The sequence below is a fragment of the Nocardioides marmoraquaticus genome (assembly GCF_054777915.1).
Genome location: NZ_BAAHAA010000003.1, coordinates 1 through 24,012 on the forward strand (window position 1 = coordinate 1; position 24,012 = coordinate 24,012).

General features: G+C 73.5%; 22 protein-coding genes. 1 reads left to right on the forward strand and 21 read right to left on the reverse strand.

Annotation, left to right across the window (positions count from 1 at the left end):
• Positions 1-229 precede the first annotated feature (229 nt).
• From ACYU8I_RS02850 to ACYU8I_RS02935, 18 genes are all read right to left on the reverse strand, one after another.
• Positions 230-619, reverse strand: coding sequence for a TetR/AcrR family transcriptional regulator (locus tag ACYU8I_RS02850; RefSeq protein ID WP_460837239.1), 390 nt, complete (start codon positions 617-619; stop codon positions 230-232).
• Between the two features lie 21 nt (positions 620-640).
• Complete coding sequence (locus tag ACYU8I_RS02855) at positions 641-1,642, reverse strand: zinc-binding metallopeptidase family protein (protein ID WP_460837241.1); 1,002 nt, start codon at positions 1,640-1,642, stop codon at positions 641-643.
• 6 nt (positions 1,643-1,648) lie between these two features.
• The gene (locus ACYU8I_RS02860; protein WP_460837243.1) at positions 1,649-2,359 is read right to left on the reverse strand and encodes a glycosyltransferase family 2 protein; all 711 of its coding nucleotides are present in this window, start codon (positions 2,357-2,359) and stop codon (positions 1,649-1,651) included.
• Positions 2,356-3,699: a PIG-L family deacetylase gene (locus ACYU8I_RS02865; RefSeq protein ID WP_460837244.1), complete on the reverse strand. Its 1,344-nt coding sequence runs from the start codon at positions 3,697-3,699 to the stop codon at positions 2,356-2,358. The genes ACYU8I_RS02860 and ACYU8I_RS02865 overlap by 4 nt, the downstream gene beginning before the upstream one ends.
• Complete coding sequence (locus ACYU8I_RS02870) at positions 3,696-4,718, reverse strand: acyl-CoA dehydrogenase (RefSeq protein ID WP_460837246.1); 1,023 nt, start codon at positions 4,716-4,718, stop codon at positions 3,696-3,698. Before ACYU8I_RS02870 ends, ACYU8I_RS02865 begins: the two co-directional genes overlap by 4 nt.
• A 132-nt stretch (positions 4,719-4,850) precedes the next feature.
• Positions 4,851-5,288, reverse strand: a complete 438-nt coding sequence (locus ACYU8I_RS02875) for a type II 3-dehydroquinate dehydratase (protein WP_460837248.1) — start codon at positions 5,286-5,288, stop codon at positions 4,851-4,853.
• Positions 5,285-6,388, reverse strand: coding sequence for a 3-dehydroquinate synthase (aroB, locus tag ACYU8I_RS02880; RefSeq protein ID WP_460837251.1), 1,104 nt, complete (start codon positions 6,386-6,388; stop codon positions 5,285-5,287). The genes ACYU8I_RS02875 and aroB overlap by 4 nt, the downstream gene beginning before the upstream one ends.
• Positions 6,385-6,888, reverse strand: a complete 504-nt coding sequence (locus tag ACYU8I_RS02885; protein ID WP_460837253.1) for a shikimate kinase — start codon at positions 6,886-6,888, stop codon at positions 6,385-6,387. Before ACYU8I_RS02885 ends, aroB begins: the two co-directional genes overlap by 4 nt.
• Entirely contained in the window at positions 6,885-8,063 is a 1,179-nt protein-coding gene (gene aroC, locus ACYU8I_RS02890) for a chorismate synthase (protein ID WP_460837255.1), read from the reverse strand. The genes ACYU8I_RS02885 and aroC overlap by 4 nt, the downstream gene beginning before the upstream one ends.
• Positions 8,064-8,373: 310 nt before the next feature.
• Positions 8,374-9,108 (reverse strand): prepilin peptidase, encoded by a 735-nt coding sequence (locus ACYU8I_RS02895; protein WP_460837257.1) that lies wholly within the window; start codon positions 9,106-9,108, stop codon positions 8,374-8,376.
• Between the two features lie 9 nt (positions 9,109-9,117).
• A complete protein-coding gene (locus tag ACYU8I_RS02900; protein WP_460837259.1) occupies positions 9,118-10,008 on the reverse strand; it encodes a shikimate dehydrogenase in 891 nt (296 codons plus the stop codon).
• The gene (mltG, locus tag ACYU8I_RS02905) at positions 9,998-11,167 is read right to left on the reverse strand and encodes an endolytic transglycosylase MltG (RefSeq protein ID WP_460837261.1); all 1,170 of its coding nucleotides are present in this window, start codon (positions 11,165-11,167) and stop codon (positions 9,998-10,000) included. Before mltG ends, ACYU8I_RS02900 begins: the two co-directional genes overlap by 11 nt.
• Positions 11,164-11,652: a Holliday junction resolvase RuvX gene (gene ruvX / locus ACYU8I_RS02910; protein ID WP_460837263.1), complete on the reverse strand. Its 489-nt coding sequence runs from the start codon at positions 11,650-11,652 to the stop codon at positions 11,164-11,166. The genes mltG and ruvX overlap by 4 nt, the downstream gene beginning before the upstream one ends.
• A gap of 14 nt (positions 11,653-11,666) precedes the next feature.
• Positions 11,667-14,363: an alanine--tRNA ligase gene (gene alaS / locus ACYU8I_RS02915; RefSeq protein ID WP_460837266.1), complete on the reverse strand. Its 2,697-nt coding sequence runs from the start codon at positions 14,361-14,363 to the stop codon at positions 11,667-11,669.
• Positions 14,364-14,365: 2 nt separating this feature from the next.
• Complete coding sequence (locus ACYU8I_RS02920) at positions 14,366-14,671, reverse strand: DUF6167 family protein (protein ID WP_460837268.1); 306 nt, start codon at positions 14,669-14,671, stop codon at positions 14,366-14,368.
• A complete protein-coding gene (locus ACYU8I_RS02925) occupies positions 14,668-15,228 on the reverse strand; it encodes a hypothetical protein (RefSeq protein ID WP_460837270.1) in 561 nt (186 codons plus the stop codon). Before ACYU8I_RS02925 ends, ACYU8I_RS02920 begins: the two co-directional genes overlap by 4 nt.
• Positions 15,229-15,250: 22 nt before the next feature.
• Positions 15,251-16,669, reverse strand: coding sequence for a replication-associated recombination protein A (locus ACYU8I_RS02930; RefSeq protein WP_460837676.1), 1,419 nt, complete (start codon positions 16,667-16,669; stop codon positions 15,251-15,253).
• Between the two features lie 69 nt (positions 16,670-16,738).
• Positions 16,739-18,508 (reverse strand): ABC transporter ATP-binding protein, encoded by a 1,770-nt coding sequence (locus ACYU8I_RS02935; RefSeq protein ID WP_460837271.1) that lies wholly within the window; start codon positions 18,506-18,508, stop codon positions 16,739-16,741.
• Between the two features lie 74 nt (positions 18,509-18,582).
• Here ACYU8I_RS02935 and ACYU8I_RS02940 point away from each other — a divergent pair, with 74 nt between their 5' ends.
• Complete coding sequence (locus ACYU8I_RS02940; RefSeq protein ID WP_460837273.1) at positions 18,583-19,113, forward strand: PH domain-containing protein; 531 nt, start codon at positions 18,583-18,585, stop codon at positions 19,111-19,113.
• A gap of 14 nt (positions 19,114-19,127) precedes the next feature.
• Here the strand turns inward: ACYU8I_RS02940 and ACYU8I_RS02945 are convergent, their stop codons facing one another.
• The 3 genes from ACYU8I_RS02945 to ACYU8I_RS02955 form a co-directional block, all read right to left on the reverse strand.
• Positions 19,128-20,174 carry an ABC transporter permease gene (locus tag ACYU8I_RS02945; RefSeq protein WP_460837275.1) on the reverse strand — a complete coding sequence of 349 codons (1,047 nt, stop codon included), beginning with the start codon at positions 20,172-20,174 and terminating at the stop codon, positions 19,128-19,130.
• 67 nt (positions 20,175-20,241) lie between these two features.
• Positions 20,242-21,801: an ABC transporter permease gene (locus ACYU8I_RS02950; RefSeq protein ID WP_460837277.1), complete on the reverse strand. Its 1,560-nt coding sequence runs from the start codon at positions 21,799-21,801 to the stop codon at positions 20,242-20,244.
• Positions 21,802-21,960: 159 nt separating this feature from the next.
• Positions 21,961-23,757 carry an ABC transporter family substrate-binding protein gene (locus ACYU8I_RS02955; RefSeq protein WP_460837278.1) on the reverse strand — a complete coding sequence of 599 codons (1,797 nt, stop codon included), beginning with the start codon at positions 23,755-23,757 and terminating at the stop codon, positions 21,961-21,963.
• Positions 23,758-24,012: the final 255 nt, after the last annotated feature.

The window sequence follows — 24,012 nt, forward strand, 5'->3', positions numbered from 1 at the left end:
ACGCTGGGGTCAGTCTCGAGGTGGGTCACACCACCAGCCGTCGACCCGACCCCACACGATCCCGGGGCCGATGCCAAGACTCACAGTCTCGAGGCTCCTCGCTGGCGCTCGTCGCACCTCGACCAGCGGGTGTCCTGGGTGGTCGAGGTGCGAGGAGCCCCTGGGCGACGAGCCTCGAGACCCGGTGACCACCGCCGCGGCCCTGCGAGACGGTCGCTGCGAGAGCGCCTCAGGGAGCAGCGGCGTACGAACGCGCGAGAGCGGGGGTGGGGGCGGTGCGGAGGGCGGCGCGGAGGGGTGGGGCGAGCAGGGACACCAGCTCGTCGATGTCGAGGGAGGCGATGGGCTCGACCTCGAGCACGTAGCGGAGCATCGCGACACCGATCAGCTGGGCGCCGACCACCTCGACCCGCACGGCGGAGGTCCGCACCCGGGAGGTGCGCAGCACCGGGAGCACCACGAGCCGGTTGACCAGGGCGTAGAACCGTCGGCCGGCGCCCGCGTCGGCCACCGAGCCCTGCACGAGACGTACGGCGCGGTCGCGGGTGCGGGGGTTCTCGCACACGAGCAGGAAGCGGCGCACGAGGCGCTCCGCCAGGTCCCCCTCACCCTGCTCCACCTCGGCAGGGTGGCGGCCGGTTCAGGTCGCCGACCTCGCCACGCCGCCGAGCGAGGCGACGAAGTCGAGCTTCTCGAGCACCGGCTGCGGGATGACGAACGGGTAGAGGTCGTGCTGGCCCATGCTGCGGTTGACCATGTTGAGCCCGATCGACAGCGGCACCCAGATGCCGCGCACCACGTCGCTGAAGCGGGAGAACGTCGTGACCGACCCCACCGTGGTCAGGCCGTACGCCGACGCCGTCTCGACGGTGTCGGCGACGTGGAGGTAGTGCGCCCAGGTCTCGGCGAAGTCCTCGAAGGGGTGCATCGTGGCGTACGCCGAGATGTGCGACGCCTCCCAGCCCTCCGGAGGCCCCTGGTCGTAGTGCCGCGACAGCGCGTCGGCGTACGACGCCCGCTCGTCGCCGAAGAGCTCCCGCGACCGGGTCTCGAGCTCGTCGCCGCGCACCAGCTGCCACTGGTAGTAGTGGCCGGACTCGTGGCGCAGGTGGCCGAGCATGGTGCGGTAGGGCTCGTCGAGCTGCTCGCGGAGCCTGGCGCGGTGGGAGTCCTGCGACTCGGCGAGGTCGATGGTGATGACGCCGTCGGCGTGGCCGATGGTCACCTGCTCGGCGACGCTCGAGAGCATGTCGAAGCAGAGTCCCTGGTCGGGGTCCTGGTGCTTGCCGACCACGGGGAAGCCCAGGGTGTCGAGCTCGACGACGAGGTGCCGCTTGGCGCGCTCGGCGTCCCAGAACTGCGCGAGCCCGACGGCGTCGTCGTCGTGGGGTCGGGTGCGCGTCAGGTCGCAGCTGTCGCACTGCCCGCCCTGCTCGGCGACCAGCCAGGTGCAACCCGAGAGCCGCAGGTTGCGGCAGACCCACCAGTCGCGCCCGTCGGCGTCGGTGTGGTGGCCGTCGGCGTCCACCGGCACGATCGCCCGCTCGGTGCGGGAGAAGCCGAGCCGGCTGCCGCAGCTGACGCAGCGGGAGTTCTCGAAGTAGAGCTGCTGGCCGCAGGTGCGGCAGACGTAGGACTGCATCGGCGCTCAGCCTCCCACGAGCTGTCGGTCGCGCAGGAACGAGGCGAAGCCGGCCGGTGCGCGACCCACGAGCCGGGCCGAGGTCCGCACCGGGGCGAGGTCGTCGGCGCCGACGCGGACGCGACGGTCGAGCAGCGACTCGACCAGCCGGACGTCCTCGCCGCTGGTGAGCGGGGCGAAGCCGCCGACCGCGTCGTACGCCGACGCGCGCACGCCGAGGTTGGCGCCGTGGACGTGCCGGTGGCCCTCCCCCAGCCCGTGCAGCGACGACCACACCTGCAGCACCGGCGCGGGCACGGCCGGGCGGACGGTGCCGAGCCAGAGGTCGTCGCCGCGCGCGGCGACAGCTGCGTGGTGGAGCAACCAGTGCTCGGGCACGCACGAGTCGGCGTCGGTGTGGGCGAGCCACGTCTCGGCGTCGGGCGCGGCGGCGTACCGGCGCGCCTGACGTACGCCGTCGGCGCGCACCGCCCCGACGCGACCACGCTCGACCTCGAGGGCACGCAGCCACGGCCGGGTGCGACGGTGCCGCGCGACGACCTCGGCGGAGAGGTCGCGGCAGCCGTCGAGCACCACGGTCACGTCGACGGCCACGCCCGGCAGCAGTCGGGCGCACCGCGCCACCGCCCGCGACATGGCGGCGAGGTGGTCCGGCAGGTGGTCGGCCTCGTCGCGGCAGGGCACCACGACGTGCAGCGCCCGCGGCAGACCGCTCACCGGCTCGCCTCCGGCCAGGTGGCGTCGGCGGCGTGCAGCCGGATCTCGACGTCGCGGTCGACGTACGCCGCCTGCAGCGGCCAGCGGGTGCGGTGCGCGACCCGGCGGTGCACCTCGGGCCCGTCGAGCGGCCACCCCTCGACGGGATGGCGCCAGTGGCACAGCGCGAGCGTGCCGCCGTCGGCGAGCGAGCCCTCGATGCGGTCGACGAGCTCCTCGAGCGCGGCCGGCGACAGGAAGTAGCCGACCTCGGAGACCACCACGAGGTCGAACTCGCCCTCGGGCCACTCGCGCGGCACGTCGAGCAGTCGTACGTCGGCGCCGTCGCCGAGGCGGCGCGCCGCGAGCCGGGTGGCCGTCGCGGAGCTGTCGACGGCGACCAGCGCGTCGACCCGGGGCGCCAGCGACGCCGCGAGCTCACCGACAGAGCAGCCGACCTCGAGGGTGCGGCCGTGCTGCGCCTTGGGCAGGGCCGCGAGCAGCAGGTCGCGCTTGCGCCGCTCGTACCACCTCCGCCGGGTGCCCCACGGGTCGTCGTCGCCGGCGTGGAGCGAGTCGAGGTCGTGGTCGGGGCAGTCGGCGCCCGGGGTGACCACGAAGTGCTCCACCGGGTCGGCGGCGCGCGCGACCATCTCGGGGCCGACGACCGCCTCGTCGCCGGGCTGGTCCGACAGCGGGGCCACCTGGCTGCGGTGGGCCGCCACGGCGGCCGCCTTGGCCACCCGCGCGTCCTCCGGCACCGTCCACGACTGCAGCCGGTGCCACGGCGCGTCGGCGGGCTCGGCCCAGTGCCAGTACCAGACCGGGTACTCCCACAGCGTCGCGTCGGTGCGCCGGCACGCCGCCGCGGCCGCGCGGCCGACGGCCTCGTGGTCGGGGTGGCCGTCCTCCCGCCAGGGCGCAGCGACGACCGTGCGCCGGCCGGCCGTGCCGACCTGCCGCACCACCGCTGCGGTCAGTGCGGTCTGGTGGCGCGCCAGAGCCCCGTCGGGCAGGTGCAGCCGCACCAGGTGGTGCTCGGGCACGCCGAGCTCGAGCAGCCCGGCCCGCGCCTCGGCGCCACGGATCCGGGCCAGCTCGTGCCGCGAGACCGTGGGCGACGAGGGGTGGCTGGCCTCGCCGTCGCTCGCGCACACCACCGAGACCCCGATGCCGTGGGCGGCCGCGACCGCGATGAGGCCGCCGGCCCCGAGCGCCTCGTCGTCGGGGTGCGCCGCCACCACGACGAGGTGCGCGACGCCGTCGAGGTCGATCGGCTCGGACGACGCCCGACCCGGGGCGTCGAGCCACCGAGCCGCCGGGGTGCCGGGCTCGGCGTGGTGGAACGTCGGCGGCCTCACCAGTCCGCCCCCGCCAGCACGTGCTCGCCCTGCCGCACGAGGTCGCGCTCGCCGTGGTGCTGGCGCACGTAGACCTGCAGGTCGGCGACCCGGCGGGCGTGCTCCTCGTCGGTGGTCAGCGGTGCGGGACCCAGGCCCCGACCCACCGCGCCGACGACGTCTTCCACCGCGTCGGCCACGGCCTGCCGGGACCGCAGCGCCAGCAGGGCACCGTCGGTGTCCTCGAGCCCCGCGACGGCGATGGCCCCGTCCAGCACCGCGCGGGCGGCGACCAGACGGCTGTCGACCCGGCCGAGCAGCAGCAGGGCGACCTGGTCGGGCTCACGGCGACCCGCCGCCTCCCGCAACCGGCGCGCGAGGGCGACCGTGGCGCCGTACCAGACCGCGGCGACGCCGATGCCGCCACGCCAGAACCCGGGCCGTCGCAGGTACCAGCCCGGCCCGCCGACCGGCTCCGCGGCCACGTCGCCGAGCCGCAGGCCGGTGCTGTCGACCTGCGCCAGGCCCCGGGCGACCCAGGCGGGTCCGTCGAGGGGGCGCACCCCCGGGTCGTCGAGGCGCACGGCGAAGAGCGCCCGCTCGTCGCCGGCCCACGCCGTCACCAGCGCGCGGTCGACGCGACCGGCCAGTGAGCACCACGGCTTCACGCCGGTCAGCCGCCAGCCGTCGGGCGTCTGCGACGCCTCGAGCCGGTCGGGTCCCTCGGCGGCGTACACGCCCCAGGCGGCGTCGCCCACGAGTCCGGCCTGCTCGGCCTCGTGCAGGATCGCCACGGCGTCGAGGTGGGGCTCGACGGCCCGGGCGACCGTCAGGTCGGCGGCACCCAGGGTGGCGAGCACGCTCCAGCGGGTCGCCAGGCTGCCGGTGTGGTCGGCGCCGAGGCGCCCGCCCAGGTCGTGGGCCAGCCCCAGCGCCGCCTGAAGGTCGACGGTTCCCCCCGTCGCGGCGGCGGCGGCCCGGTCGGCGACGTCCTCCAGCAGCCCCGCGGGCGCGCCCGTGCCGAGACGGACCAGGCTCATGTCGACTCCCGCGCGACAGGCCGACGCACGGCGTCGGCGGAGGGCCGACGCTCGGAGCTGAACGTCGAGGGCGGTACGTCGCAGCGACGCACGGCCTCCCGTACCCCGGGCACGCCGCCCGTCACACCCGGCTCAGCGACCGGCGAGGTGCTCCAGGGCCAGCCGGTAGGAGTCGACGCCGTGACCCGCCACCACCAGGGCGGCGTGCGGGGTGACGTAGGAGGTGTGGCGGAAGGTCTCGGGTCGCTCGAGCGGCTCGCTGAGGTGCACCTCGACCAGCGGCGCCGTCAGCTGGGCGCAGGCGTCGTGGACCGCGATCGAGTAGTGGGTCCAGGCGGCGGCGTTGAGGGCGACCGGCGTGCCGTCGTCGGCCGCGGCGTTGAGCCAGTCGACCATGACGCCCTCGTGGTTGGTCTGGCGCACCTCCACCTCGAGACCCAGCTCGAGACCCCACCCGACGCACAGCTCGACGAGCTCGTCGTGCGTCGTGCGGCCGTAGATCTCGGGCTGCCGGCGGCCGAGCCGGCCGAGGTTGGGTCCGTTGAGCACGAGCACCTTCGAGGCGGTCACGCGCGGCCTCCGATCGCGGCGTACGACGCCCGCAGCAGGTCGTCGTCGGGTCCGGCCAGCACGCGCGGCACCGCCAGCCCGTCGAGCACGACGAAGCGCAGCGTGGCGCCCCGCGACTTCTTGTCGACGCGCATCAGCGCGTGGAGGTCGTCGAACGCCGGCGGCACCTCGACCCGGGTCGGCAGGCCCACCAGGTCGAGCACCGCGGCGTGGCGGGCCGCGGTGGCGTCGTCGAGGTGCCCGGCCCGGCGCGCGAGCTCGGCGACGTAGACCATCCCCAGGGCCACCGCCTCGCCGTGGCGCAGCCGGTAGTCGCTGTGGCGCTCGAGCGCGTGACCCATGGTGTGGCCGTAGTTGAGCACCTCGCGGCCGGGGTGGCCGTCGGCTCCCCCGGTCTCGCGCAGGTCGGCCGCGACGACCTCGGCCTTGACCCGCACGGCCCGCTCGACGAGCTCGCGCAGCACCGGACCGGTCGGGTCGAGCGCGGCGGCCGGGTCGCGCTCGACGAGGGCCACGACCTCGGGGTCGGCGACGAAGCCGCACTTGACGACCTCGGCCATCCCGGCGACGAGCTCGGGCCGCGGCAGCGTGGCGAGCAGGTCGAGGTCGCACAGCACGCCGGCGGGCTCGTGGAAGGCGCCCACGAGGTTCTTGCCGGCCCCGGTGTTCATGCCGGTCTTCCCGCCGACGGCCGCGTCGACCATCGCGAGCAGCGTCGTGGGCACGTGCACGACCTTCACGCCGCGCAGCCAGGTCGCGGCGACGAAGCCGCCCATGTCGGTGGTGGCACCGCCGCCCACGGTGACGACGGCGTCGCTGCGCGTGAAGCCGGCCGCGCCGAGACGCTCCCAGGCCTCGACCGCGACGGCGGCCGTCTTGGCGGCCTCGCCGTCGGGCAGCGGCAGGCGCAGCACCTCGACGTCGGCGGGCAGGGCGGCGATCACGCGGTCGGTGATCGCGGGCAGCTCGGCGGCGTGCGCGACGGCGACGCGGCGTACGCCCTCACCCAGCAGGGCGGGCAGGGCGCCGAGCACGTCGTGGCCGACGACGACGTCGTACGGCGCCGCGCTCGCGACGTGGATCGTGGTCGCCGTGCTCACGATTCGAGCACCTCCGCCACGCGCTGCGCCACGGTCGCGGCGTCGGCACCGTCGGTGTCGACGACGTGGCGGGCCACCTGCTCGTAGACGGGCGCCCGCTCGTCGATGAAGCGCTTCAGGCTGCCGCGCACGTTGCCGAGCAGCAGCGGGCGCGCCACCCCCAGGCCCACCCGGCCCGCGGCGTCGGCGAGGCCGACCCGGAGGAAGACCACCGGGTGGCCGTCGAGCCGGCGTTGCGTCTCGGGGTCGAGCACCGCGCCCCCGCCGAGGGCGAGCACCCCGTCGTGCTCCTCCAGCGCGGTCGCGACGGCGTCGCGCTCCAGCGCGCGGAAGGCGGGCTCGCCCTCGTCGACGAAGATCTCCTGCACGGTGCGGCCCTGCGAGGCCTCGACGTCGGTGTCGGTGTCGCGGAAGCCGACGCCCCACCGCTCGGCCAGCAGCCCACCGACCGTCGACTTGCCGGCGCCCATGACGCCGACGAGCACCACCCGCGGGCTCACCGGTAGCGCAGGGTGTCGAGGTAGGTGCCGACGTTGCGACGCGTCTCCTGCACCGAGTCGCCGCCGAACTTCTCGAGCACCGCGTCGGCCAGCACCAGCGCCACCATCGCCTCGGCCACGATGCCGGCGGCCGGCACGGCGCAGACGTCGGAGCGCTGGTGGTGCGCGACGGTCGCCTCGCCGGTGGAGACGTCGACGGTGCGCAGCGCCCGCGGGACGGTGGCGATCGGCTTCATGGCCGCGCGCACGCGCAGCACCTCGCCGGTCGTCATGCCGCCCTCGGTGCCGCCGGAGCGACCGGTGGCGCGGCGCAGGCTGCCGTCCTCCTCCACGATCTCGTCGTGGGCCAGCGAGCCGGGGGTCGCCGCCAGCGCGAAGCCGTCGCCGACCTCGACGCCCTTGATGGCCTGGATGCCCATCAGCGCGCCCGCGAGGCGGGCGTCGAGGCGTCGGTCCCAGTGCACGTGGGAGCCGAGACCCGGTGGCAGGCCGTGCACGACGACCTCGACGACGCCGCCGAGGGTGTCGCCGTCCTTGTGGGCCTGGTCGACCCGCTCCACCATCCGCTTCGAGGCCTCGGCGTCGAGGCAGCGCACGGGGTCGTCGTCGAGCCGGGCGACGTCGTCGGGACCGGGCACCGAGCCCGCGGGCGCGGGGACGCCGCCCAGCTCGACGACGTGGGAGACGATCCGGGCTCCGGTGGCCTGCTCGAGGAAGGCGCTGGCGACCCGTCCGAGCGCGACGCGGGCCGCGGTCTCGCGCGCCGAGGCCCGCTCCAGCACCGGGCGCGCCTCGTCGAAGCCGTACTTCTGCATGCCCACGAGGTCGGCGTGGCCCGGTCGCGGCCGGGTCAGCGGGGCGTTGCGGGCCGACCCCTCGAGCACCTCGGGCGCCACCGGGTCGGCCGACATCACCTGCTCCCACTTGGGCCACTCGGTGTTGCCGACCTCGATGGCGACGGGGCCGCCCTGGCTCAGGCCATGTCGTACGCCGCCCACGAGGCGGACCTCGTCCTGCTCGAACTTCATCCGCGCACCGCGGCCGTAGCCCAGCCGCCGCCGCGCCAGCGCGTCGGCGAGGTCGTCGGTCGTGACCTGCACGTGGGCGGGCAGGCCCTCGAGGATCGCGGTGAGCAGGGGGCCGTGGGACTCCCCCGCGGTGAGCCATCGCAGCATGCCCCGATCCTCCCACGCCTCCTCCGCCAGCCCGGAGGCCAGTCCACGACCGCCGAGAGGTCACTCCCTGGCACGTGAGAGGTCACTCCCTGACACGCGAGAGGTCAGTCCCTGACACGCGAGGAGTCACTCCCTGACACGCGAGGAGTCACTCCCTGACACGCGAGGAGTCACTCCCTGACACTTCGAATGGCAGGCAGTGACCCCTCGACCGCCAGCGACTGACCCCTCGACCGCCAGGCAGTGACTTCTCGACCGACAGCGACTGACCCCTCGACCGACAGGCAGTGACCCCTCGGCGGGATGGGGGTCAGGAGACGGGGTAACCGGCGGCGCGGGCGAGGGGGGCGGCGAGCGGGACCGCGAGGGCCGCGCCGACGAGCATCGCGGGCCCGAAGGGGAAGCGGCGGCGCAGGTCGCGATCACGGGCGGTGAGCACCACCCCGGCGACGCCCCCGAGCAGGACCATGAGCAGCAGCCCGACCACGACCTCGGACCAGCCCAGGTAGCCGAGCACCGGGCCGAGCACGCGCGCGAGCCTCACGTCGCCGAACCCCCACGCCCCGAGCAGCCACCAGAAGACCCAGAACCAGCCGCCGACCACCAGCCAGCCCAGCGCGGCACGCACCAGCGCGTCGAGGTCGCGGTCGACCAGGGCCGCGAGGGGCAGCAGCACCGCCAGCGCGGCGTACGTCGGGTGGATGACGCGGGTGGGCAGGAGCGTGGTGCGGGCGTCGACCACCAGCAGGACCACGCCCACGGGGACCAGCGGCACGAGCAGCACCAGGGCGCCGGTCCACCCCAGCGCGGCGCCGAAGACGCCGGACACGATCGCGCTCGCGACGGCGACGACCGGTGCGAACCACGGCAGCGCGGCGATGTCGGCGTACGGCTCCTTGGCGGGCGGCGGTCCGAGCGGTCCCGACACCTCGCCCGCGGGAGCGGGCACCGGCTCGGGCACCCGGGCCAGCCACCGCGGCGCGGGCACGGCGAGGACACCACCGATCAGCGCGGCGACGAGCGCGGGCAGCACGGAGTCGAGCACGTCTGGAGGCTAGGCGGTGCCGACGCCGCTCGCGGGCTTCTCCACAGCCCGGCCGCGGCGGTGGAGCTCGCGCAGGGCCGCGGCGCGCAGCAGGTCGGCGGAGACCGCGTGCCCGGTCATGACCTGCACCTGGAGCACGGCCTGGTGCGCGAGCAGGTCGAGGCCGGTGACCACCGTGCGTCCCGCCTCGCCGGCGGCGTGGGTGAGCGGCGTCGGCCACGGGTCGTAGACGACGTCGAAGACCGCCGGCACGTCGGCGACGGCGGCGACCAGCTCGGGCGTCTGCGCGCTCACCGGCACCGTGGACACGAGCAGGTCGGCCGCCACGCCACCGGCGACGGACTCGTCGAGCCGCTGCACCGTGACGTCGGGAGCCCTGCGGTGGGCCTGCACCTGCGCCAGCGTCTCGGCCGCCCGAGCGGGGTCGCGCACCAGCAGCCGGGCGGAGGTGCAGCCGAGCTCGACCGCGGCCAGGAGCGTGGAGGTGGCGGTGGCCCCGCCACCGAGCACCACGACCTCGCGCACGGGGTCGTGCACCCGCTCGAGCAGCGCCGCCATCGCCCCTGGCACGTCGGTGTTGAGCCCCAGCCGGCTGCGCTGCGTCAGCAGCACCGTGTTGGCGACGCCGGACAGCTCGGCCCACTCGTCGGCGTGGTCGACGAGGCCCATCGCGCGCCGCTTGAGCGGCATCGTCAGCGACAGCCCCCGCCACGTGTCGTCGAGCCCCTCGACGAACGCGGCCAGCTCGTCCTCGCCGACCCGGACCGCGTCGTAGGTCCAGCCGTCGAGCCCCGCCGCGTCGTACGCCGCCCGGTGCATCGCGGGCGACAGCGAGTGGGCCACGGGCGAGCCCAGAACCGCGCACCGGGTACGGCCCGCGGGAGGGATCTCAGCAGTCATCACTCTGCCGGCAGTACGCCGCGAGCTTCTCCACCCACTGCTGGTGCTCGGCGTAGGTCTCCGAGAACCGCGTCGTGTCGTCCTCGAAGTCGGGCACGAAGTAGAGCCAGTCGCCGTCGGCGGGCTTGAGCGCCGCCTCGATGGTCTCCTCGCCCGGCGACCCGATGGGCCCGGCCGGGAGCCCCGGGTAGCGGTAGGTGTTGTACGGCGAGTCGATCTCGCGCTCCTCGGCCGTGGTGTAGACGTCGCCGGTGCGCCCGGTGATGTAGGTGACCGTGGAGTCGAACTGCAGCGGCATGTCGTCGGCGAGCCGGTTGTAGATGACGCGCGCGACCTTGGGGTAGTCGGCGGCGCGGTTGGCCTCGTACTCCAGCAGGCTCGCCACGGTGATGACCTCCTCGGCCGTGAGCCCGAGACGCTGGGCGCGGTCGGCGATGTCGAGGTCCTCGGCGACCTGCACGGTCTTGGCGACCATCTGGCCGAGCAGATCCCGCGCCGTGGTGCCGGGGGGCACCGAGTAGGTCGCGGGGTAGAGCCAGCCCTCGGCGTTGCCACGGGCCACGTCGGGCAGGCCGATCCGTCCGGGCGCCTCGAGGGCGCGGGTCACCTGGCGCCGCGGGATCTCGGTCTTGTCGGCGATCTCGTCGACGATCTGCGGGACGCGAGCCCCCTCCCGCACGGTGACGAGCGACTGCACCAGGTTGGCGGGGTCGATCAGCACGGCCAGGGCGTCGGCGGCCGGCATCTTCTCCTGCAGCTCGTAGTAGCCGACCTGGATGTTGACGGAGTCGGCGTCCTCGCGGGCCGCGGCGGTGAAGGCGTCGACGCTGGCGACGACCCCCTCCTCCTTGAGCTCGCGGCCGATCTGCGCCGAGGTGGCGCCCTCGGCGACCTGGAACAGCACCTGCCCCGTGCCGGGACCCTCGTAGTCGGGGGCGTCGGCCAGGCGGGTGCTCAGCTCGTCGTAGGCCCAGTTGCCGCCGAACCACAGGCCCGAGCCCACGACTGCCAGCACGAGCAGCACCGGGAGGCAGCCGCGGAGCCGACGGGTGCGCGGCTCGGACGGCTCCCACGTGCCGTCGGTGCCGAGGAGGGACTCCTCGGGGTGGTGCCGGTCGTCCTGCACGTCGGTGCGGCCGTCGTCGTCCACCGGTGTCATCCGCCTTCGTCAGTGCCGGAGACCCGGACCGGCTCCCCGGCGGCCAGACCGGTCAGCCGCTCACGCTCCAGCGCGCTCTGCAGGATCACCACGGCCGCGGCCTGGTCGACCACGGCGCGTCGCTTCCTGCCCTTGCGGCCCTGGCCCCGCAGCTGCGCTTCCGCGGTCACGGTGCTCAGGCGCTCGTCGGTCAACCGCACCGGGAGGGGGTGCACCCGCCCGGCCAGGTCGGCGACGAACGCTCGAACCCTACCCGCCGAGGGGCCTTCTCCCCCGGACATCGAGCGCGGCAGACCGACGTACAGCAGCACGGCGTCGCGCTCCGCGGCGAGGACGGCGATGCGCTCGACGTCGCCGTCACCGCGCTGGACGGTCTCGACCGGGGTGGCCAGCACCCCGGCCGGGTCGCTGGCCGCGACGCCGATCCGGGCCTCGCCCGGATCAATGCCGAGGCGTACGCCGCGCTCCGGCGCCGGGTCGCCCACGAGGGGGCGGCCGATCAGGCGCGCGCCGCGCGCACGGCGCGGCGGATCGCGTCGAGGGCGTCGTCGGCCCGGGCGGGGTCGGTGCCGCCGCCCTGGGCGACGTCGTCCTTGCCACCGCCCTTGCCGCCGAGCTCGGCCGAGCCGACCGCGACGAGGGCGTTGGCCGTCACACCGGCCTTGCGGGCGGCGTCGTTGACGGCGACGACGAGGGCGGGCCGGCCCTTGCTCTCGCCGATCACCGCCGACACGCCGGGCCGGTCGGAGGCCAGCCGCCCGCGCACGTCGAGGGCGAGCGTGCGCACGTCGCCTCCCGAGGCGCCGGACGCGACGGTGCCGACGAACGACACGCCGTCGAGGTCCTCGGCGGCCGCCACCAGGTCGGCCGCCGAGCCCAGCAGCTGGGCCAGCCGCAGCCGCTCCAGCTCCTTCTCGGTGGCTCGCAGCCGCTCGACCACGTCGCCGACGCGGGTGGCCAGCTGGTCGGGCTGCACCTTGAGCAGCGAGGTGAGCTGGTGGACCAGGTCGCGCTCGCGGGCGAGGTAGGCGTAGCCCTCGAGACCGACGAGCGCCTCGACGCGGCGGTTGCCGGACCCGACGGACGACTCGGAGGTCAGCACCACGGTGCCGACCTGCGACGCGTGGTCGACGTGCGTGCCGCCGCACAGCTCGCGCGACCACGGCCCGCCGATCTCGACGACCCGCACCTGGGTGTTGTCGTAGGTCTCGCCGAAGAGGGCGATCGCGCCCCACTCCTTGGCCTCGTCGAGCGTCATGTACTGCCACGACACCGGGAGGTCCTCGCGCAGCGCGGCGTTGGAGGCCCCCTCGACGGCGCTGAGCTGCTCGGGGGTCAGCGCGGCGTTCCAGCCGTAGTCGAGGCGGAGGTAGCCGGGGCGGTTGAACGAGCCCGACTGCAACGCCGAGGGGCCGAGCACCTCGCGCAGCGCGGCGTGCACGACGTGGGTGCCGGAGTGGGCCTGGCGGGCGCCGAGCCGCCACTGCGGGTCGACCTGGGCGACGACGGGGACGCCCGCGCGCAGCTCGCCCTCGGCGACCCGGACCTGGTGCACGACGAGGCCGCGCACCGGGCGCTGGACGTCGAGCACCTCGAGGGTGCCGCCGTCCCACTCGATGCGACCGGCGTCGGCGGCCTGGCCACCGGACTCGGCGTAGAACGGGGTGCGGTCGAGCACGAGCTCGCCGACCTCGCCAGCGCCGAGCGCGTCGACCGGTGCGCCCTCGCGCAGCACCGCCAGCACCGCCGACTCGGTGCGCAGGGTCTCGTAGGCGAGCCACTCGGTCGGGCCGGAGCCGTCGAGGATGCCGCGGTAGGCGCCGGTGTCGGCGTGCTTGCCGCGCTTGGCGCGCGCGTCGGCCTTGGCCCGCTCGCGCTGCTCGGTCATCAGGCCCCGGAAGCCGGCCTCGTCGACCTCGAGACCCTTCTCGGCCGCCATCTCGAGGGTGAGGTCGATGGGGAAGCCGTAGGTGTCGTGCAGCGTGAAGGCCTGCGCCCCCGACAGCGAGGAGCCCCCACTGCTGCGCACCTCGGCCGCCGCGGTGTCGAAGATGGTGGTGCCGGTCTGGAGGGTCTGGCGGAAGACCTCCTCCTCGGCGTAGGCCACCCGGGCGATCCGCTCCCAGTCGGTGTGCAGCTCGCCGTAGGTCTCGCCCATCTTGTCGCGGCTGACCGGCAGCAGCTCCGGCAGCGCGGGGTCGGCGTACCCGAGCAGCCGCATCGAGCGGACCGCACGCCGCAGCAGCCGTCGCAGCACGTAGCCGCGGCCCTCGTTGCCAGGGGTCACGCCGTCGCCGATGAGCATCATCGACGAGCGGACGTGGTCGGCGACGACGCGGAAGCGCACGTCGTCGCCACGGTCGGCACCGTAGCGGCGACCGGTGAGCGCCTGCGCCCGCTCGATCACCGGGAACATGGTGTCGATCTCGTACATGTTGTCGCGGCCCTGCAGCAGGAACGCGACCCGCTCGAGGCCCATGCCGGTGTCGATGTTCTTGCTCGGCAGCGAGCCGGCGACGTCGAAGTCGGACTTGGAGCGGACGTCGGAGAGCTCGTCCTGCATGAAGACGAGGTTCCAGATCTCGAGGTAGCGGTCCTCGAGCTCGGGCGCCATGTCGGTGCCCATGGCCTCGAAGTCGGCCTCGGGGCCGTGCTCGGGGCCGCGGTCGTAGAGGATCTCCGAGCACGGGCCGCCCGGACCGGGCACGCCCATCGACCAGTAGTTCTCCTTGGGGCCGAGCTTGACGATGCGCTTCTCGGACAGGCCGGTGACCTTGGTCCAGAGCGCGAGGGCCTCGTCGTCGCCGTGCAGCACCGACGGCCACAGCCGGCTCTCCTCCAGGCCCCAGCCGCCGTCGGCGACGGGTTTGGTGACCAGCTCCCACGCCAGCTCGATGGCGCGCTCCTTGAAGTAGTCGCCGAAGCTGAAGTTGCCGCACATCTCGAAGAAGGTGCCGTGGCGCGTCGTCTTGCCGACGTCCTCGATGTCGGGGGTGCGGATGCACTTCTGCACGCTGGTCGCCCGGGGGTACGGCGGCGTCTCCTGGCCCAGGAAGTAGGGCTTGAACGGCACCATGCCGGCGTTGACGAACAGCAGCGTCGGGTCGGGCACCAGCAGGGACGCCGACGGCACCGGGGTGTGGCCGGCCGCCTCGAAGTGGGCGACGAAGCGGCGACGGATCTCGGCGCTGTCCATGCCTAGCTGTCCTCCTGGTGCTGGTGCTGCTCGTGGGGGTGGTGCTGGGAGTGGTGCTGGGAGTGATGGGCGGGCGCGGCGCCGAGCTCGGACCGTGAGGCGACGGGCTGGAGCCGCGAGCGGAGCTCGGTCTCCTTCTCGGCCGCGCCGGCGCGGACCTCGGCGACGAAGAGCTGGGCCCCGACGCCGAGACCGGCCGCCCGGTCGCGCAGGCCGTCGGGGGTGAGGCTCTCGACGGTGCGGCGCGCCCGGAAGGCGCCGTAGACCCCGGTCGCCGCTCCCGCGACGAACCAGACCGCCCGGCTCATGCGGCGTCGGCCGGGCGTGCGGTCGCGGGTGCCGCTGCTGGTTTTGCTGCACGGGCGGCGGCCCGCTCGGCGCGCTTGTGGGCCAGCCACACCTCGCGCATCTCGCGGCGGCGCTCCTTGCGCGAGCGGCGCGTCTCCTGTCGCACGGCGGAGCGGATCCGGGCCCGGCTCTCGGGCGACAGGGCGCGGCGCACGCCGTGCGTGAGCGCCGCGGCGCGCACCAAGGGCTCGCCGAGGGCGGCGTTGAGCACGAAGGTGTCGCGCACCATCGGGCGGGTGTCGGGCGCGACGCTGTCGTCGGCGCGACCTGCGTCGGTGATGACGTACGCCGCCCCGTCGTGCGCGCCCGGGGCGCGGAGGCGGGCGACCTGGTCGCCCAGGGCGCCCAGCTGCTCGGCGAGACGGGCGGTCTCGGCACGCGCGGCGGCTACCTCGGCGAGCGCGGCCCTGCGCTCGCGGCGGGCTCGGCTGCCCAGCAGGGCGAGGGCGACGACGCAGGCGACCACCAGCACGGCCAGGACCGCGACGAGCGCGGTGGCGGTGGGGGTGGTGTCCATGGCGCACGACCCTACCTGCCGCCTACCGACCGCGGAGCAGCCGCTTGATCCGCTCCCAGCGCTCCTTGAGGCCCGCCTCGGCGCCGAGCGCGGTCGGCTCGTAGTAGACGGCGTCGGCGACGACGTCGGGGGAGTACTGCTGCTCGGCCACGCCGAAGGGGTGGTCGTGGGCGTAGCGGTAGCCCTGCCCGTGGCCGAGCTTCTTGGACCCCGAGTAGTGGGCGTCGCGCAGGTGGGACGGCACCGGACCGACCTTGCCGGCGCGCACGTCGGAGGCGGCGGCGTCGATGGCCTTGATGACGGCGTTGGACTTCGGCGCGAGCGCGAGGTGCAGGGTGGCCTGCGCGAGGTTGAGCCGGGCCTCCGGCATGCCGATCAGCTGCACGGCCTGGGCCGCCGCGACGGCGACGCCGAGGGCAGTCGGGTCGGCCAGACCCACGTCCTCGCTGGCCAGCACCACGAGACGACGCGCGATGAAGCGCGGGTCCTCCCCCGCCTCGACCATTCGCGCCAGGTAGTGCATGGCCGCGTCGGCGTCGGAGCCGCGCACCGACTTGATGAAGGCGCTGGTGACGTCGTAGTGCTGGTCGCCCTGCCGGTCGTAGCGCACCGCCGCCCGGTCGACGGCCCGCTCGGCCGTGGCCAGGTCGACGACCGCCACGCCCCCCGAGGCCCCCCCGTCCCCGCTCCCCGAGGAGCGCCCGAGGGACGAGGGGGCGTCACGAGGGGCAGCGGCACCCGCAGCCGCCTCGAGGTAGGTCAGTGCCCGCCGGGCGTCGCCGCCGGCGAGCCGCACCAGGTGGTCGACGGCGTCGTCGTCGAGCACCACGGCGCCGGCCAGTCCGCGCTCGTCGACGGTCGCGCGGCGTACGACGTCACGCACGTCGTCGTCGCCGAGGGGCTCGAGCGTCAGCAGCAGCGAGCGCGACAGCAGCGGGGAGATGACCGAGAAGAAGGGGTTCTCGGTGGTGGCGGCGACGAGCGTGACCCAGCGGTTCTCGACGCCGGGGAGCAGGGCGTCCTGCTGGGCCTTGGTGAAGCGGTGCACCTCGTCGACGAACAGCACCGTCTCCTGGCCGCTGCGCACCAGGCGCTTGCGTGCCCCGTCGATGGCCGCCCGGACCTCCTTGACCCCCGCCGCGACCGCCGAGACCTCGACGAAGTGGCGGTCGGTCTGTCGGCTCAGCACCGAGGCGATGGTCGTCTTGCCGGTGCCCGGCGGCCCCCACAGCAGCAGCGACATCGGCTGGTCGGCCTCGACGAGCCGGCGCAGCGGCGAGCCCGGCTCGAGCAGGTGCTGCTGCCCGACCAGCTCCTCGAGCGTGCGCGGCCGCATCCGCACCGCGAGCGGCGCCGACGCGTGGTCGTTGCCGGCCAGCGTGCCGCCCGACCCGCCTGTGCTGTCCGCGCGCGGGTCGTCGTACTCGAAGAGACCGTCCATCACCGCCCGACCCTACGAGGCGGGCGCAGGTGGGTGCTCGACGCCGGTACGGATCTGTCCGCGAGCCCCTCAGGACGCTCCGGTGCGCGAGAGCAGCGCGTCGCGGGCCTCGCGGCGACGGCGCTGCTCGTCGGGGTCGGGCACGGGCACGGCGGCCACGAGCCGCTGGGTGTACGCGTGCTGCGGCCGGTGCACGACCTGCTCGGTGGGGCCGACCTCGACGAGCTTGCCGTGGTAGAGCACCGCGATCCGGGAGGCGAGCAGCTCGACGACGCCGAGGTCGTGGCTGATGAACAGGCAGGCGAAGCCCTGCTCGCGCTGTAGCTCCTGGAACAGGTCGAGCACCTTGGCCTGCACCGAGACGTCGAGCGCGGACGTCGGCTCGTCGGCCACGAGCAGGTCGGGCTGGAGCGCGAGCGCGCGGGCGATGCCGACGCGCTGGCGCTGACCGCCGGAGAGCTCGTGGGGGTAGCGGTTGCGGAAGCCGCGCTGCAGCTGCACCAGGTCGAGCAGCCGCTCGACCTCCTTGCTGAGCTCGGGGCCCTTCATGCCCCGGTGGAGCAGCAGCGGCTCGCCGATCGACTCGCCGATCGGGAAGCGCGGGTTGAGCGAGGAGCCGGGGTCCTGGAAGACGATGCCGACCTTGTCCCGCAGCGGCCGCAGGTCCTTGCGCTTGGCCCCGGCGAGCTGCACGCCGGCCACGTCGAAGCGGCCGCCGGCGACCGGCAGCAGCCCGACCGCGGCCCGACCGATGGTGGTCTTGCCCGAGCCCGACTCCCCCACCAGGCCGACGACCTCGCCGCGACCGACGGACAGAGAGACGTCGTCGATGGCGCGGAAGACCGGCTGACGGCCACGCTTGGGGTACTCGAGCACGAGGTTCTCGGCGACGAAGATCGGCTCGCGGGTCTCGGTCGGCGTCGTCGCGGCCGGGGCCTGCTCGGTGCTGCGGGTGGTGGCCGCACCGAAGTGCGGCACCGAGCCGAGCAGCTGCTGGGTGTACGGGTGCTCGGCGTGGTTGAAGATGCGGTCGGCGGTGCCCTGCTCGACGATCCGGCCGTGCTGCATCACGATGATGCGGTCGGCCATGTCGGCGACCACGCCCATGTCGTGGGTGATGAGCACGATGCCGGCGTTGACCCGGTGGCGCAGGTCGCGCATCAGCTTGAGGATCTCGGCCTGCACCGTCACGTCGAGCGCGGTGGTGGGCTCGTCGGCCACCAGCAGCTGCGGCTCGCACGCCAGCGCCTGCGCGATCATCGCGCGCTGTCGCTGACCGCCGGAGAGCTGGTGGGGGAAGCTGTCGAACCGGCGCTCCGGCTCCGGGATCTCGACGAGGCGCAGCAGCTCGAGCGCGCGCTCCTTGGCCGCCTTGGGCCCGATGTCGAAGTGCGAGCGCAGCGTCTCGACGATCTGGAAGCCCACCGTGTAGACGGGGTTCATCGCCGTCATGGGCTCCTGGAAGATCACCGCGATCTCACGGCCGCGCACGCGGCGCATCCCGGCGCCGCTCAGGCCCAGCAGCTCCTTGCCGCGCAACCGGGCGCTCCCGCTGGCGCGGCCGTTGGGCGGCAGCAGCCCCAGCAGCGACATCGACGACTGCGTCTTGCCGGAGCCTGACTCGCCGACGATGGCGAGCACCTCGCCCGGGTCGACGTGGTAGCTGAGGTTGCGGGCGGCCGGGATCCACTCGCCGTCGACGTAGAACGCGACGTCGAGGTCCTCGACCTCGAGCAGCCGCTCGGACTCGTCGCCGTAGTCCTCGCTCGCGGCGTCGGCGGAGCCGAGCCGGTCGAGGTCATCGACGGGCTGGTCGGTGCTGTCGGCGTGCGTGCTCATGCGGTGCCACCTCTTCCCTGGGCGTGGCGGGGCTGTGCGGAGGTCCGGGCCGGACCCTCTGGGAGGCTGCTCCCATGGGACCGACCGTGGTGGTGCGCTCGTCGGCCTCGCGGGCGCTCGGTGCGGTCATGGTGGCCATCGCCGGCCTGGTGCTCCTGGCGGTCGCGACCGACGGGGCCGACGCCGTGGTCACGTGGGGGCCGCTCGTGGTGCTCTTCGGCGTGCTGGGCTGGGCAGCGTTCTGGCAGCCGTACGTCGAGGTCTCCGACGGCGGCGTGCGCGTCGTCAACACCCTGCGCACGGTGCTGGTGCCGTGGCCGGCCGTCGACGAGGTCGAGGGCCGCTACGGCCTGACCCTGCGCACGGCGTGGGGCACGGTGCAGGCCTGGGGCGCCCAGGCCCCCTCGGGTCGTGGTCGTGCCGGTGGGCGCGAGGGTGAGGCCGCCCAGGTGGTGCGCGAGCGTTGGGAGCGGCTGCGCGACGCGGGCCACCTCGACGGCGGCCGGCTCGAGCAGCAACGCCTGCCCGTCACCTGGCACCGCGGCACGGTGGCCGCACTGGTGGTGCTGCCGCTGCTCGCCGCGTTGACGCTGGCGCTGGGCTGACCCGACGTCGGGGGTCACCGACCCGCTCCCGTGCCGTCGGCGCCGCCGGCCTCGAGGGCCTTGCGCATCTTGCGCGCCGACGGGATCCGCTTCTGGCGCGGGTCGAACGCGTCCCGCAGGCCGTCGCCGATGAAGTTGACCGACAGCGCGATGACGATGATGAAGAAGCCGGGCCACCAGAACAGGTTGGGCCGGGTCGAGAACGCCGACTGGTAGTCGCTGATCATCGTGCCGAGCGAGACGTCGGGCGAGCGCACGCCGAAGCCGAGGAAGCTGAGTGCGGCCTCCAGCAGCACGGCTGCCGAGGCGAGCAGCGTGGTGTTGACGATGATGACGCCGATGGCGTTCGGGATCATGTGCTTGCGCATGATCCGGACGTCGCTGGCCCCCGCCACGCGCGCGGCGTCGACGAACTCGCGCTCCCGGAGCGACAGGAACTCCCCGCGCACCAGTCGGGCCAGCGTGGGCCAGGTGACGAGGCCCAGCACCACGGCCAGCCAGAAGACGCCGGCGCCGCCGGCGACGTTGCCGAGCACCGCGCCGATCACGATGACCGGGAAGGTCAGGAACAGGTCGGTCAGCCGCATCAGGGCGTTGTCGGTCGCGCCACGGTAGAAGCCGGAGAGCGCACCGACCACCATGCCGATGACCATCGCGATGCCGCTCACGACGAGCATCACCATCAACGAGGTCTGCGCGCCGCGCATCGTCCGCGCGAAGACGTCGCGGCCGATGTCGTCCTGGCCGAAGGGGTGCTCTCCCCACGACAGCCCGCTGCCACCGAGCCACCCCGGCAGGCCCAGCGTGGGCCGCCCGCCGTTGACGATGTCGGTGGTGCGCACCGAGTCGTACTTCCACCAGCCCGGCAGCCCGAGGATCCCGATGGAGCTGCACGCGAGCAGGGCGACCAGGGCCAGAGCGACGATGCCGGCGAGCGCGCCTCGATGGCGGAAGAAGCGGCGCCGGACGATCTGGCCCTGCGAGAGGCCCTCGACCTCGCGCAGCTCGATCGCGTTCTCGTTGGTGTCCCCCACCGGCGTGGGGTCGTTCGCCATGGTCATCGCGACGCTCCTGCCGGTCGGACGGTGGGGGTCGGGCGGGCCGACGTCGGGACGGTGGCGGGGGCGCTCATGCCGCCACCCGGATCCGCGGGTCGAGCACCGCGTAGATGAGGTCGGCCACGATGTTGGCCACGACCGCGAGGATGCCGACGATCAGGATGTACGCCATCACCGGGTACTGCTGGTTGTCGCCGAGGGAGATCACGAACAGGCGTCCCATGCCGAACCAGCCGAAGATGGTCTCGGTGATCACCGCGCCGCCGATGAGCGTGATGATGTCGACGGGCACGATCGAGGCCAGCGGCAGCAACGCGTTGCGGAAGGCGTGACGCATCACCACGGTGCGCTCGGTCAACCCCTTCGACCGAGCCGTGCGGATGTAGTCCTGGTTCATCACCTCGAGCATCGAGGCCCGGGTGTAACGGGTGTAGGTGGCGAACGAGATCAGGATGAGCGTCGCGGTCGGCAGGATCAGGTGGGTGCCGAGGTCGAGCGTCCGGATCCAGAAGTCACCCTCGAGGTTGGGCGTCGTACGACCGACGGTGGCGATGGGACGGCCGCGGATCAGCGGGTTGTCGTTGTAGTCGCCCCAGCTCATCAGGAGCCGGTCGACGAACAGCGTGACCGCGATCGGGACCGATGTCAGCGCGGCGGTGCGGGCCGACGCCCCCCGGTCGGGCCCACCCCAGGCGAGGCCGACACCGATGCTGACGACCACGCCGAGCACGAAGAGACCGACCACGAGTGGCCAGCCGAGGATCCCGGCCTCGCTGGCGTAGTACCAGACGAAGAGCATCGGCCACCACAGCACGATGCCGAGGCCCGCGACCGTCAGCGCGGCGTACAGCGCGCGCCGGTTGCGCAGGCCGGTGGACAGGATCGTCATGACGAACGCCCAGCCCACCGCGCTGACGGCGATGACCACGATGCCGACCGACGGGTTGGCGTACCAGTTGGTGACGTTGAGGTAGACGAGCACGAGAGCGGTGACACCCGTGGCGATGCCGAAGTTGCGCAGCCGCGCGCGGGTCTCCCCCGCGACCGCGGCCGAGACGACCAGACCGACGAACAGCGCGACCACGACGATGGTCACGGGTCCGAGACCCGGGTCCTCCCGGCTCAGGAAGTCGTTGGCGTCGATGGCCAGGAAGACCTTGGCCAGGACCGCCACCCAGAAGACGGGCAGCGAGTAGAGCAGGAAGCTGAGGAACGTGATCGAGTAGTCGAAGCCGCTGTACTGGCGCAGCGCGCTGACGATGCCGACCAGCGCCCCCAGCACGATCGCCAGCAGGGTCGAGACCGTCACCAGCTGGATGGTCGTCGTGACTGCACCCGAGAGCAGCGAGGTCACCTCGCGCCCGGTGATCCAGTTGGTCCCGAGGTCGCACTGGCCGTACAGGCAACCCGTCGCGCCGCGCAACCAGTCGAGGTAGCGCACGAACACCGACTGGTCGAGGTCGAGCTGGGCGATGCGCGCGTCGATCAGCTCCTGCTTGTTGGGGGCCTGGCTCTGCCGCAGGTCGCGCAGCGGGTCGATCGAGATGTCGACCAGCACGTACATGACCAACGTGGAGACGAGCACCACGAGCAGCGACATCAGCAGCCGCTTGACGAAGAACACAACCATGGGGCAGGAACCACCTGATTCGGGTCCGCGAGATGACGGGGCCGTCGTGACGGCATCGAACATCCCACGTGGCGGGCCCTGGCGCGAGGCCGGGGCCCACCACGTGGGGGTGCGCTGGCGCGAGCGGCAGCCCTCAGGCGCCGGTCACCGCCGAGAGGCTCAGCTCTCGGGGGCCTCCCAGTCCCAGAACCCGTAGAACATGGTCGGGTTGAGCGTGCCGGGGTTGACGTTCGTCACCCGGGTCTCGTTGGACACCGTGGTGCCCGGGAACTGGAAGATCGTGATGCCGAAGGCGTCCTCGAACAGCTGCTGCTCGATCTGGATCTGCAGCTCGAGCTGCTCGGCCTCGTCGGTGGTCTCCACGAGCTGGTCGTAGAGGGCGTCGACCTCCTCGTTGCTGTAGCCGGTGAAGTTGTTCTGACCACCGGTCACGAAGTTCTCCGCGCTGGCGCTCACGGCGAGCGTGGTCGACTGCCAGCCGAACAGCGACGCGTCGTACGTGTCGGACTGCGCCAGCAGCTCGCCCCAGTTGGGGTCGGAGCTGTCGATCAGGTTGAAGCCGGCCTCGGCGAGCGCGGGCTTGAGCAGCTCGAACTCGCTCACGCGGCGGGCGTTGGTCGGGTCGAAGAGGAACCGCACGTCGATCGGCGTGTCGACGCCGGCCTGCTGCAGCAGCTGCTGGGCCGCCTGCGGGTCGGGCTCGGCGAACTCCTCGGAGCCGTTCTCGGCAATCATCTCGTCGTAGCCCGCGAGACCCGTGGTGATGTTGAAGGAGTCGCGCACGACGGCGTCGGGGTTGATCGGCTGGATCAGGCGCTCGACGATCTGCTGGCGCGGGATGGCCAGCAGGAACGCCTTGCGGACCTGGTTGGCCTTCTCGGCGTCGCCGCCGTAGGCCTCCGGGGTGAACGGGCCGCCGTTGTTCTGCACCAGGTCGATGTGCTCGTAGGTGCCGTCGTCGCCGGTCTGGATGTCGGCGTTCTCGACCTGCTGGGCCGCCTGGAGCAGGTCGACGGTGGCCTGCGGGGCCATCATGTCGATCTCGCCGTTCTGCAGCGCCTGGACCTGGGCCAGCGGGTCACCTTCCCAGCGCACCGTGATGGTGTCGAAGGAGGCGTCCTTGTCGCCCTCGAAGTCGTCGTTGCGCTCCAGGGTGACGAACTGGTTCTCCTCCATCTCCGTCATGACGTAGGCGCCGTTGGAGAGGGCGAGGTTCTCGTCGTCGGGGAAGGAGGTGTAGTCGAAGCCGGTGTTCCAGAACTTCGCGATCTTGGCCAGGGCGGCGCGGTCGTCGTCCTGGATGGCCGTGATGAGGGCCTGCTTGGCCTCCATCGGGTCGTCGATGCCAAGCGCGTTCATGGCGACCACGTGAGCCGGCACCGGGACCGACATGTCGTACTGCCAGTCGGCGAAGGGCTGGTCGTAGACGAGGGTCAGGCCCTTGCCGTCCTCCGAGATCTCGGGCACCTCGGTGACGCGGGAGAGACCGATGGAGGAACCGGTGAAGGCGACCTTGCCGTTCTCGCCCTCGTCGTTGACGTTGCCGCTCTGCGCGGCCCAGGTGAGCAGCAGGTCGGCCGCGTCGACGGGGGTGCCGTCGGACCAGGTGGTCTCCTCGTTGACGGTGTACTCGACCGTCAGCGGGTCCTCGCTGGTCTGCTCGTAGGTGCCGAAGTCGGTGTCCTCCTGGATGTTGCCCTCCTGGTCGACGTACCAGAAGTTGTTGTTCATGAGGTACTTGATGACCGAGTTGGCCGTCGCGTTGCCGGTCGCGCTGTTCTCGTTGTACGAGTAGAAGGGCTGGTTCCAGCCGAGCGTGATCGAGGTCGGCTGCGAGCTCTCACCGCTGCCTCCGTCGCCGCCCCCGTCACCGGTGCCCGGCGCGGAGCAGGCGGTGCCGATCAGCGTCAGCGACGCGAGCACCCCGGCGGATGCGAACAAGCGCTTCTTTCTCACGTGGTCTCCTTTGGTGTGGCCCCGGTGCGGACACCGCGCCAGCGGTCGTAGGCCCAGCCCGGTGGGACTGATCCGGGGAGACAGTAGGCACACCCCCGTGCCGGGGATAAGGGTTGTGACCTGGTCTCGACCGGATCGTTACCAAGGCGCGATCTACCCCGTGCTGGCCCGGTTGCGCGTCTCGTCACCTGGCCAGCCGTCCCATGGGTCGGACCGGATGACCTGCGTGGACGGACGTCCACCGCCGGACGTCGT